The sequence below is a fragment of the Pedobacter sp. HDW13 genome (genome assembly GCF_011303555.1).
GTDB lineage: Bacteria > Bacteroidota > Bacteroidia > Sphingobacteriales > Sphingobacteriaceae > Pedobacter.
Window position 1 is genome coordinate 6,073,649 of the sequence record NZ_CP049868.1, and the last position, 12,681, is coordinate 6,086,329.

Genomic DNA, 12,681 nt, shown 5'->3' on the forward strand with positions numbered 1-12,681 from the left:
AAAAATCATCCCATTTTCCCTAAATTACTAACAGCTGCCGTAAGCCAAAACAAGCAGCTGTTTTTTTTATCCCGATCAATCCTTACACCACCTAATCAGCCTCGTGTTCCGCGCCGTGCCCTTAGCGCAATCTTTACCGGTATTTGCCCTGCCTAACCAATGCTTACTTACCTAAAGTTGTAAAACAAACCAATTACTGCGGCTAATCATATTACTCCCGTTACCCTACAATATACTTCCGTTACCAATCAAATTCCCTCCGTTATTGTCCAATTCAGCTCCGTTGCCGATCAAATTGCTTCCGTTATTATTCAATCTAACTCCGTTATCAATCAAAATGCTTCCGTTACGCATCAAATAGCTACCGTTACTGATTATTATTCACCAGCACTAACTCAATTTCGATCATCTTTTAATTTTAGTCATTAAGCTTTCCAAAACTTAATCCCCTGTTAACACTAGTAGCTTTAAGTTTGCATATCAATCTGGAAAAACAATGGCTCAGTCTCTCTACGCTTCCTGCATTAAAAAGCTATTTTTCATACTGTTATGCAGCAGTTTATTGTTATCGTGCAAAAAAGGCAGCTCAAAAGCCGATTACCCGGCAGGCAGTAACGAAAATATCAACACCTGGATACTCGATAGCCTGAAAAGGTATTACTATTGGAATGATCAATTACCAGGCAATCCATCAATAGATCAATCGCCGCTTAATTTTTTCAGTTCAGTGCGCAATGCTGCCGATCGTTTCTCTTACATTACCTTACCCAATGATGCCGCAACAGCGCCTGCAAGCAACAGGAATTTTGGTTTCGACTACACCATCATCAGTGACCAGAACAGTGATAAAGTTGTTGGCTTAATTAAAGTAGTACTAAAAGATTCACCCGCTTCACGGGCCGGTTTAAAACGTGGCGATTATATCAGTAAAATCAATGCAAAAACCATAACGGCAGCTAATGCCCAGGCTTTGCAGCAGGAAATTTTAAGCAACGACCGCTTTACACTTACGCTTGCCGAACAAAGCAATGGTAACTGGGCAGATACCCGCTCACTGGAACTGGCCAAAGGTATAATACTCGATCAACGCGAAATAAGTAAAGTAATAGAAAGCGATGGAAAAAAAATTGGTTACCTGTATTTTATCGATTTCACGCCAGGTTTGGCCAGTTCGCTCAGTACTGTGTTCAGCAATTTCAAGAGTCAGGGAGTATCCGATCTTATTTTAGACCTGCGCTACAACTCCGGCGGACAGGTTGCCGAAGCAGCTGCCATATGTGCTATGATTGCACAAAATGTTTCCTTCGACAAGCCTTTTATCATTTACAAAGGCAATAAAAATGGGGGCACAAAAACCGAATCGATTGGCAGTGCCGCCACTTTCGACCGCACCGCAAACTTTAATACCCTTTTGCAATACAACCTGGGGCTAAGCAGGGTTTATATCCTTACCACTGCTGCTACCGCTTCAGCGTCAGAGGTGATGATTAACAACCTGAAGCCTTTTATACAGGTGCTACAAATCGGCGAAAAAACAAGGGGAAAAGATGAAGCCTCGTTTAAAATTTTCGATTCCCGCACACCTAAACAGGTTAACTGGGAAATGCACCCCATTGTTTACAAACTCTTTAATGCCAGTGGTAATGGTGGCTATAGCGCTGGCATCAATCCTGATATAAGCATTAACGAACTCGCTGTGCTGCCGCTCCTTCCCTTTGGAGATACAGCCGACCCGATGGTTAAGGCTGCCGTTGCGCGTGCCACCGGTAAAAGCCTAACCGCTGTAGTTTCGCCCAAAATTAGCTTAAACAAGAGCTTTGAGGCAGGTGTGGTACTAATGGATTCGAGGGCAAATGCTGCCCACAATAGTATGGTAATCACCCACCGTCAGCTTCGATAAGAAAGGTGTTATTCGCTTAACATTAACTTCAAACACGAGGCCTAAATTGCCCTTTATAACCGCTACTCATGGAAAAGTTAGATGATTTTAAGAAAAAAAAGCTTCTAAATGCAGTAAGGACCGGAGATTCGGCTGCCTTTAACGAAATATATCACCAATACCGTCAAAAAATACATGGTTATGCCTATCATTTTACCCGTAACCGCGAAGAAGCTGAAGAACTAACACAGGATACTTTTGTGAGGCTATGGGAGAACAGAGATAAAATAGATGCCGAAAGAAATTTTGAAGCCTTTTTATTTACCCTGATCAAAAATAATTTCCTGGGTGCATTGCGGAAAAAGGCGCGCGAAAAAAGTTACCAGAACGAAAGCATCAAACAAGAACAATCGTTTAATGCCATAGAAGAACAGCTCGATGTTAAAGAATCGAAGCGTATTGCACAAGAAGCCATAGAGCACCTTTCACCTCAGGTAAAAAAAATCTACCTCCTGAGCCGGAACGACCACCATACACACGAAGAAATTTCGCAATTAATGGGTATCTCTAAAAATACCGTTAGCAACCACCTCAAAAAATCGCTGGGCATTATGCGCAGGTATTTTAAAACCTATTCTCCCGAAACGATATTATTACTTGCGCTGATTGTGTTTTGTTAATTGGTTCATTAGTTCATTTGCCATTGGTTCATTAGGCTAACCCATAGTTTAACCCGGTCCAAACTCATTACACACAACTTAAACACGATTGTCACCCTGAACATAGTCGAAGGCCCGTTTGATAATTGTTTATTGCATATTGGTTATTATTTAAGTCCTCTTTCGAAAAAAATAAAAAAAAATCTTCTCCCCCTATAGCCGTATCACTCCGCTCAAACATATATACTATAGCTCAGCACATTGGGCATTTAGTATACAGCATAAAAAGTGGAACAGAACGACAACATAAAGCTTTTATTTAAACGCTACCTCGAAGGAAAAACCGATCAGCAGCAGGAAGACATCCTTATGCGCTATCTGGCCGATCCGGCAAACCAGGACAGTGAATTTCATGCCCAAATGGAAACAGCATGGAACCAGCAAAAAAGCAGCACAGATTATTCGCCAGAAGCCACACACGGACTAAGTCAAATCTGGAATAAAATAGAAAAACCAGTTGCCAAAACCCGAAAATTATACCCGGGCTTAAAATATGCCGCTGCCATCCTGATTATCGTATCGGCAGCCTTTGGTTGGTACAGATACAAACAACTGCAAAGCCCGGCCGCCCAAACCATCGCCTTATTAAGTAAAACCACACAAAAAGGTGAAAAAGTAAAACTTGTTCTTCCTGATAGTTCCGTTGTTTACCTGGGTGCAGGCAGTAAGCTTACCTGGCCTGCACACTTTGTAAAAGGTACGTTGCGCAATATCAAACTGGAAGGAGAAGCATTTTTTGAAGTAAAGCGCGATACCACCAGCCCCTTTATTGTACATAGCGGGCAAATGCAAACCCAGGTGCTCGGCACATCGTTTAACATTTATGCCTACCCTAAAGATGGCACGTTTAGCGTAGCGGTGCGTACCGGAAAAGTTAAGGTTTCGGCGCTAAACCAGGGGAAATTAAAAGAACTCTCGCGTCTTACCCCTGGCATGATAATCAGTTATAACCTGAAAGAGCAGCACCATACCATTAGTACAGCACCAGTTGAAACGGTAAATGCATGGATTAAAAACACATTTGCCTACAAAAATGTAACACTGGCCACAATGCTTAAAAGTTTAGAAAGATATTACAATGTGCACTTCGACTTAAAAGACTCCAAACTGGCTTTTTGCACTTTTAACGCTACTTTTTCGAACAAAAGCATTAACGACATTATGCAGCAGATCAGCATCATGAGCGGCAAACATTTACACTATAAAATAAACACCAATAACAAAACAATTACCGTATGGGGGGAGGGCTGCCAATGATAGGTTAGCTACAATTATAGCGCAATAAGAAGCGCAACACTACCAGAAATACCTATGAAAAACAATTACTGCTAAACATGAACAAGAGCCAGACTGCGCTAACAGTCCGGCCCTTAAAACAAAAGTTTTTAACACGTGAACATTAAAAAATCTCTTGAACCCATGAAATTAGGGTTTTATGCCTACATAAAAGAATATATTCTCAATTTTGATTGCAGATTTGCAGCCACTACCCTGTTAATGTGCCTGTTGCTGTTTAAACAAGGAACAACCTATGGCTCAATACAAACACCTGCCAAACCAGGTTTAAACCTGAGCATTAGTAACCTGAATATTCCTGCAGCACTGGCCCTATTAGAAAAAAAAGCAGGCTGTTCTATCAATTACAACCGATCGATTTTTACCGAAAAGGAAAAGATTAACCTCGAGGTAAAAAACATGCAGGTAAATGAAGTATTGAAAAAAATACTTGCGGGTACCCGGGTAACTTTCAAATTTGCCGATGCCAACACCATTTTGCTTTATAAAATGGCCGATCCGGTAAAACCCGGAAGGATATCGGGAAAAGTTTTTGATGAAAAAGGCGAAACACTGCCAGGTGCATCGATTAAAATTATCGAAACAGGAAAAGCTACACAAACCGCCAGCGATGGCAGCTTTACCCTGATTACCGAACCAGGAAAGTATACGGTCGAAATCAGTTACATTTCTTATGCTACACAGCGCGTTAGCGAGGTAGAAGTAAAAGCTGATAAAAGTACACCGCTAAACATTGCCCTGAAACCCGATGCCAAAGGCTTGCAGGATGTGATTGTAACCGCCAGCTACAAAAAAGCTTCAGTTGAAGGTTTGCTGACCCGGCAAAAAAATGCATCAGAGATTAGCAACGGGATCAGCGCCGAGCAGATTGCCCGAACGCCTGATAAAAACATTGGCGAAAGTTTAAAACGAATTAGCGGGGTTAGTACGGTCGACAATAAATTTGTCATTGTTAGGGGAATTGGCGAGCGCTATAACGCCGCACAGCTTGATGGGGTATTGCTACCCAGTACAGAAGCACAAACACGTAATTTTTCTTTCGATCTGATTCCTTCAAATCTGGTTGATAACGTAGTGGTAAGCAAAACCATTACTGCAGACATGAATACCAGTTTTGGAGGGGGTTTGGTGCAAATTAATACAAAAGATATACCTACCGAGAATTTTATGAGTTTTACCGCTGGCACTTCTTATAACGACCAGAGTACCGGAAAAGATTTTTTAAGCCATAAACGAGGTAAATATGACTACTTCGGTTTCGACGACGGCAGAAGAAACTTTCCTGAAGATTTAGTACACACTGATAGAGGAACAGTTCCAAATATTGGATTATCGACTGCAGAATACCAGAAAAAACTCGACGATCAGAGCAAGAAATTCACTAACGACAATTTTAGCATCTATAAATACAAAACGGCCCCATCACAAAACTACCAATTTACCATTGGTCGCTTAATTAGTCTTGATACCGTCAGGAAAAACAGACTTGGTTTTACCGGCTCGTTAACCTATAGAAATACCCAGAATATTAATCAGTTTGATAATGTACGCAGGAGTGATTGGTACTACGACTACAACAATTATGGCAGTAAATATAGTTTTAACACTACAATTGGTGCCTTATTTAACATTGGCTTACAATTGGGGCAAAACCGCTTTAGCTTACGCAACACCTTTACCCACCTGTATAACAACGAGTTGGTAAGAATAACTGGATATGATGATGCAAACGGCACTTCAGACATCACAGCAGGCATGCCACCAAACCGTATACAGGAAGTAGACGATCCTACCTTTACAGGTCTTCTACAAAATAAATTAAGCGGGCAACACCAGTTAAACAAAATAAAGCTAGAGTGGAACGCAGCCCGCACCACTATAGACAGGAAAGAAAAAGATATCGGTATTGCCACCAGCACACCACATAAAATAGGTAATGAATATCTGTATTTTTACTATACTTCTCCCTTAATTCAAGGCAATATCCTACCCACTTCGCGTCATTTTTACAGCAACAGCGAACACCATTACTCCTGGAGTGTAGATGCCAGTGCACCATTTACTGTTGCAGGTATAAGGAATACAGTAAAAACCGGCTATTTTGGCGTTAACAAAAAAGGTAAGTTCGATTGGCAGATTGCCGCCCTGGTAAACAGCCCGGCATTGGCCGATAGCTTAAGGTATATCCCGATAAGCGAAATGGCTAATCCTGCAAACTTTGGCATAAACGGGTACAATTACGCCATCAACGCTTATTACCTCAATGGTTATGAAGGAACCAGCAATACCCATGCAGCCTATATCCTGTTCGACAATCGCTTTACCGAAAAAATCCGTTTGGTTTGGGGCCTCAGAACAGAGTATTATAAATATACCGAAATACGCAATGATATCAATATCAATGGTAAAAGTGAATTTAAGCTTCCGATCGAAAAAACCTGGCAATGGTTACCATCTGCTAACCTAACTTACAGTCCCACAGAAGACATTAATCTAAGGGCTGCTGCCTCAAGTACCGTTATCCGCCCCGAACTAATGGATAATAGTCAGTTTTTTAGATTCGACCCTAATCTTGGTGCCTTGTTTGGTAACCAGGGTTTAAGTAGTACCCGTATCAACAATTATGATATTAAAGCAGAATGGTTCCCAGGCCTGGGCGAGATCATTTCGGCAGGTGCATACTACAAACGTTTCGATAAACCAACCGAACTTACTTTTATACTGGTTAACGGCAATATCAATTACTACATCAAAAATGCCGATGAAGCCAGCGTATACGGCGTAGAATTCGAATTAAGAAAAAGTCTCGCTTTTGTAGCTGAAAACCAACTGTTAAAAAACATTACGGTATATGGTAACCTTACCTTGCAAAAATCGAGCGTAGTGGGCACATACAATCTTCGTAACCCGGATCCGAAACTTCCTGATATTTTAGCCCCAATAAAACAAAAAAGACCCATGTACGGCCAGTCGCCCTATTTGATCAACCTTGGCTTGCAGTACACAGGAGAAGATTTCGGGTTCAACATTGTGTATAATAAATCCGGTTACAAAACCTATATCGTGAGTTCGCTTTTTAATCAGATAGAATATGAACAACCACGTGCACAGATCGATTTACAACTTAGTTATAAATTTCTAAAGAAAAAATTTGAGGTCAAGGTAAATGTAGGAAATCTGCTAAACAAAGCATCAACATTTTATGTAAACACGGCAAGCTACGAAGTGAATCCGGATCGTAATGTGGCCGATTTAAGTGATACAGGTTTACGCTTGAAACCAGGTTTTAGCGACAAATACGACGAAGGTGATCAACTCAGACTCAGACAAAAATTCGGTCGTACTTATAGCTCTTCTATTACATATAATTTTTAAAGCAACATCATAAAAAAAATGATAAGTATCGTTACACCATTTAGCAAGAAAGGAGGAATATCGTTTCCTGTCTAGCCATAAAAAAACGAAAGGTTGTATCAGAACCCTTCGTTTAAACCGATCATTTCTCTTAGAACGGCAGATCAGGACAAAGCCCAAATATTTTAAAAACCTAAGTTAAAAACCAAGGGATTTTAACGGCAATGCTTAGTTAAATCGATAAGAAACACTAAGATAAAAAAAATCACCCCATTTAGGCATAAAATGTATTTTATTTCAAAAAAACATAAAAATTAAAATAGAACTGCCTTAATGATTTAAAAAAATCAACCTAGAAAACATGGATATGAAATAATATCCTATGAAAAACAAAAAACGAAAATGAAAAATTTCAAAAGTTTAATCGGTCTTTTATCAATTGTTGCTGTTTCATTTACAGCTTGTAAAAAAAACGAAGGTGGTAATGATTCATTTGCTAACCGCAGCACTTCGGCAGCAGATTATTCACAATCATCGTTGCCAGTAGTGGCTGTTAGCGGAGACATTACCAGCTCTGTTACCTGGACAGCAGGAAACGTTTACGAATTAAGCGGTGTAGTAACGGTTAGAAACGGTGCAACCTTAACTATCCAGGCAGGTACTTACATCAAAGCATCTGTTAATACTGCTGGTGTACAAAACGGTGTTTTGGTTATCGCAAAAGATGGTACAATCAATGCTGTGGGTACAGCTGAAAATCCGATTGTATTTACAAGCCGTCGTTTATTAGATGGTGATGCAAGCACATTAGGCATCCCTGGCGATTTTGGTGGTGTAATTATTTTAGGTAATGCAAAAATCAATGTTGGCGATAAGCTGATTGAAGGTTTAGCTAACGAAGATAAATACCATTACGGTGGTAACAATGACGAAGATAGCCGCGGTACTTTCCAATATGTTCGTATTGAATACGCTGGTTTCCAATTGGCACCAAACGTAGAAGTTAACGGTTTAACTTTAGGTGGTGTAGGTCGCGGTACTACTATCGATCACGTACAGGTTTCTTACGGTTTAGATGATGGATTCGAATTTTTTGGTGGTACAGTTAGCCCAAATAACCTAATTGCTTTAGCTTCTGATGATGATCAGTTTGATTTTGACAACGGTTTTACCGGATCATTAACTGATGCAGTTGCCATTGCGGATAAAAATTCTACACACAGCACAAGCGGCGGTAGCAGCGATTCGAACGGTATCGAATCGGATAATAATGCACCTGCTGAAGACGGTACTTTTAGCTTATTACCTAAAACGCATCCAATTTTACAGAATGTAAGCGTTTTCGGAACCGAAAACACCAGCGGCATAGCAGGTTTAGGTTACCGCAATGGTATCCGTGAACGTAGAGGTTCGGAAATTTCTTTGATTGATGTAATTGTTTCTGGTTACCCAAGAGGTATCGTTTTCGATACTGATGCAAACGCAAGTCTTTCCGATATCACAAATACATCTGTTCACGGTTTCACCAGCTCAATTACAGCAGCAGTTGGTGCTTATGTTGATGGTGGTGGTAACACTTTGGTAGTTAACGGAACTAACGCAAGTTATTTTGGTGTAAGCCAGCCATGGTACAACACACCAGGTACTCCGGCCACAGTTACTTTACCAGGCTGGGCTGCCGGTTGGTCGAAACTTGTTTATTAATTTTCTCTCTTAATCAAAGAGGCTGTACCCGCAAGGGTATAGTCTCTTGATTATAAAAACAGGATAAACCTGTTTTTAAATGCTAATTACCCTCAACATGAAACTAAAAATTTTTACCCTTTTCTTTTTTTCTGCAGTTATTGCCTTAAGTTTTTCTTGCCGCAAAGCAGAACTTCTTCAGCCAGAACCACCAAAAATTATCCAGTTAAGCATTACCGGAAGCACTACTGTTGATCTGGAATACCTGTATAAAGACAGTGTTGTAGGCGATACAAAGGCAGGCACCGGTGGCATTAACCTTAAAACTTTACTTTCAGTAAAAGATCAAAATGCGGTCTTAATGGTTAGAAAAAAGGGCGCAACTGAAATATTACTCAGCAAAGCTATAACTGCAGTTCCGTTCGATCAGAACATTAGTATTTTTTACGATGGCACTAAAATATATAATAATTCCGTTACGTTAGAAATTAAAGGCTTCGCGCTATCTGGCGAGCTCGAATTTTTAGTGGATGGAAATGTGTTTGCTTCTGGTACCGGTAAGATAAACAACGTATCGCCTATCCTGATTGATAAAGGTACTACGCGCGAAATCACTGTACGCAAAAAGGGTGAAACAGCTGTTCTTTTGACCAAGACAATCGAATCGGCTATTCCACGCCAGAACATCAATTTCTTCTTTGATGGAATCAAAATAGCAGATAATGTAAAGCTCGATCCGCCAGTAAATACAGCCAATATGATGGTTAAGGCTAAATTTGAAACTACATTTCCTGTACAATTTAAAAATGTTGATGTAGATCTTGTTTTTTACACCAGACTTAAACCACTGTCAACTGCAGCATATGCTACTGCCGGGACAAAAGTAATGCCCGAACTTAGAGTTAGTTTGCTTAAAGATGGATCTTTTAGCCAGATAGAACTTCCACCACTACCCAATGCCGATTATATTTACAGTTTTGATATTGTTGAAAAAGGTACCAATACTGTCCCCTACACTACAACCAGTGCCCCTTTTGTATTGGCTACCTTCCCGTTTAAACCAAACGATGGCCGTTATGGTGAAATTATTTTTGATGCGGGTAAGTCGAAATTATTTGTGATAAATGATTCTAAAAATGTTTTGGCGAGTACAAGAAGCACTTATTTTTCAGGTAAAATAACCGACTTATCACAATATTTTCAATAAAGAAATCAAAGGTGTTATCACCATTTATTATATCAAAATCAAGCAAAAAGGCAGGAAATTCCTGCCTTTTTATTACCAAAAAGCCTGATTATGTTCTTTTATCTGCTATAGTATTCAAACACACCAGAGCTCCTCTCACTAGCAAAAAAATTTAAACCTATGAAAAACGTTAAAAATTTAATCAGTCTATTATCCATTGTAGCGGTTTCTTTTACTGCCTGCAAAAAAAATGAACCTAATTCTGCAGCATTTAATAAGCGTAGCACTTCGGCTGCTGATTATTTTCCGCAATCAACTTACCCTGTGGTAGCAATAAGTGGCGATATTATCAGTAATACGACCTGGACAGCAGGAAATGTTTACGAATTAAACGGCGTAGTAACCGTAAGAAACGGAGCCACCTTAACTATCGAGCCAGGTACTTATATTAAAGCATCGGTTAATACAATAGGCGTACAAAATGGGATATTGGTTATAGCAAAAGATGGTAAGATTAATGCTGTTGGTACCGCTACTGATCCTATTGTATTTACCAGCAGTTATTTGCTGGATACTAACCCCGCTACGGCAGGTACACCCGGCGATTTTGGTGGTGTTGCCATTTTAGGTAATGCACCGATAAACACTGGCACAAAAGCCCTTGATGGTTTGCCAAACCTACCCCAGTTTTATTATGGTGGTACGAATGCTACAGATAATAGTGGTACCTTCCAATACGTGCGTATTGAATATGCGGGTTTTACTTTAGCTCCAAATCAGGAAATTAACGGCTTAACCCTTGGGGCTGTTGGCAGTGGTACTACCATCGATCATGTACAGGTTTCTTATGGCTTTAACGATGCATTCGATTTTTTTGGTGGTACAGTTAATGCGAATAATTTAGTGGCTCTGGCTTCTTTTGATGATCAGTTCGATTTTAACAACGGTTATAATGGAACAATACAGTACGCCATTGCGGTTGCAGACAAAAATACACTGCACAGCATTAGTGGAGGCAACAGTGATTCGAATGGTATCGAATCGGATAACAATACACCTGCAGAGGATCCTACTTTTAGCCTATTACCTAAAACACATCCAACCTTAATTAACTTAAGCATTTTTGGAACAGAAAACACCAGCGCTATTCTGGGTTTAGGTTACCGTTTTGGTATACGTGAGCGTAGGGGCTCGGAAATAGATTTATACAATACAATAGTAAGCGGCTACCCCAGAGGCATTGTTTTTGATGCAGATGCTTCCGCAAGTCCTTCAACCATTACCAACACTGCTGTTCATGGTTTTGTTAGCTCAATAACGGTATCGGTGGGTGCTTATACCGGCGGGTTTAACACGCTGGTCGTTAATGCGAGCAACGCCAGTACATTTGGTGTTATCCAACCCTGGTATAATACACCTGGTTCTGCTTTAACACTTGATTTTACGGGAGGAAGTAATGGTGCAATTCCTACGGGTACCGCGAACTGGACAAGCGGCTGGACCAAATTTGTATTCTAATCTTTCAGCTTTCTTAATGATTACTTTCATATAGGTTTATTGTAAAAGCAGAAAGGCAGGAGGATTCCTGCCTTTTGCTTTATTTTCAGTTTCAAACCCCTGACTCGCGACTTCAGACGCTAATCAATAATTCACATAACTTTCTTCAAAACTGCCATCTGCAAAAAGATCAATTAGGCCATAACCCGGTGCCGTTTCCCTCCTGTTCCCATTCCACCAGGCGCCTGATACTGCACCATTACATAGATAAGTTACCTCATTATACACTACCTTATCGCGCATGTGCAGGTGACCACTCAAGCAAAGCTTTACATTGGGGTGCTGGTAAAACAGATTAATGATCTTAGCCGTATCGGTATGCATATCGCCGCCCAACATCGTCCACTTGTTTACAATATCATCTTCTATCATCAACAACGCTGTTAGTATAGGTATGTGCGACATAACAAGCACTGGTATTTCCTTAGGTGTAGCCTTTAGTTCATCGGCCAACCAGTTAAACTGCTCTTCGCCCAATTTGCCAATGTACCAGGTATTATCGATATCTAAATGCGTGCTGTCTAACACGATAAATTTCCAGCCTGCTTTTAAAAAACTATAATAAGGTTTAGCCAGATGTAGCTTATCCATCGAATACTTTTTGCCATAAAATGCATCCGCTTTGCTGGCTTCATTCCACCAGATGTCGTGATTGCCCAAACAGTATTGCGTTTGAATAGCCGATTCGTTTTTAACGGTATCCATAAACAATTTCCATTGATCGTTTATCGTATCGATACGTTCTTTGTTCATATCGAATACCATATCGCCACCGTTTAAAACCAGGTTTACCTTTGGTTCCTGTTGCTGCACATGGTGCAGGCATTTAGTAAACTTTTTAGGAGCCCCCAAATCGTTCTTTAAATGAATATCAGTAAGGTGCGCCACACGCAGTACGGGTGCTTTAGTTGCAGTGCCGGCAGCGATACTTATTGAAGGGAGTAAAAATAATCCGCCTATGTTTCTTAATGCTGTTCTTCTTTGCATGGTTCAAATTTAGTTTTTGA

At 40.3% G+C, this 12,681-nt stretch carries 8 protein-coding genes; 7 read left to right on the forward strand and 1 reads right to left on the reverse strand.

From position 1 onward, the window contains the following. Positions 1 to 496 precede the first annotated feature (496 nt). The 7 genes from G7074_RS25210 to G7074_RS25240 all read left to right on the forward strand — a co-directional run bounded on the left by G7074_RS25210 (position 497) and on the right by G7074_RS25240 (position 11,635). Entirely contained in the window at positions 497 to 1,900 is a 1,404-nt protein-coding gene (locus tag G7074_RS25210; protein WP_124559824.1) for a S41 family peptidase, read from the forward strand. Between the two features lie 68 nt (positions 1,901 to 1,968). After that, positions 1,969 to 2,559, forward strand: a complete 591-nt coding sequence (locus G7074_RS25215; protein ID WP_124559823.1) for an RNA polymerase sigma-70 factor — start codon at positions 1,969 to 1,971, stop codon at positions 2,557 to 2,559. A gap of 267 nt (positions 2,560 to 2,826) precedes the next feature. Next, positions 2,827 to 3,855 carry a FecR family protein gene (locus G7074_RS25220; protein WP_124559822.1) on the forward strand — a complete coding sequence of 343 codons (1,029 nt, stop codon included), beginning with the start codon at positions 2,827 to 2,829 and terminating at the stop codon, positions 3,853 to 3,855. Between the two features lie 162 nt (positions 3,856 to 4,017). After that, positions 4,018 to 7,269 carry a TonB-dependent receptor gene (locus G7074_RS25225; protein ID WP_166211986.1) on the forward strand — a complete coding sequence of 1,084 codons (3,252 nt, stop codon included), beginning with the start codon at positions 4,018 to 4,020 and terminating at the stop codon, positions 7,267 to 7,269. Positions 7,270 to 7,650: 381 nt separating this feature from the next. Then, the gene (locus G7074_RS25230) at positions 7,651 to 8,952 is read left to right on the forward strand and encodes a hypothetical protein (protein ID WP_166211989.1); all 1,302 of its coding nucleotides are present in this window, start codon (positions 7,651 to 7,653) and stop codon (positions 8,950 to 8,952) included. A 97-nt stretch (positions 8,953 to 9,049) separates the two neighbouring features. Further along, positions 9,050 to 10,138 carry a hypothetical protein gene (locus G7074_RS25235; protein ID WP_124559819.1) on the forward strand — a complete coding sequence of 363 codons (1,089 nt, stop codon included), beginning with the start codon at positions 9,050 to 9,052 and terminating at the stop codon, positions 10,136 to 10,138. Positions 10,139 to 10,297: 159 nt separating this feature from the next. Then, the gene (locus G7074_RS25240) at positions 10,298 to 11,635 is read left to right on the forward strand and encodes a hypothetical protein (RefSeq protein WP_166211992.1); all 1,338 of its coding nucleotides are present in this window, start codon (positions 10,298 to 10,300) and stop codon (positions 11,633 to 11,635) included. 123 nt (positions 11,636 to 11,758) lie between these two features. On the opposite strand, the gene G7074_RS25245 is transcribed toward G7074_RS25240, so the two are convergent. Then, the gene (locus G7074_RS25245; protein WP_124559817.1) at positions 11,759 to 12,661 is read right to left on the reverse strand and encodes a metallophosphoesterase; all 903 of its coding nucleotides are present in this window, start codon (positions 12,659 to 12,661) and stop codon (positions 11,759 to 11,761) included. Between the last annotated feature and the right edge of the window lie 20 nt (positions 12,662 to 12,681).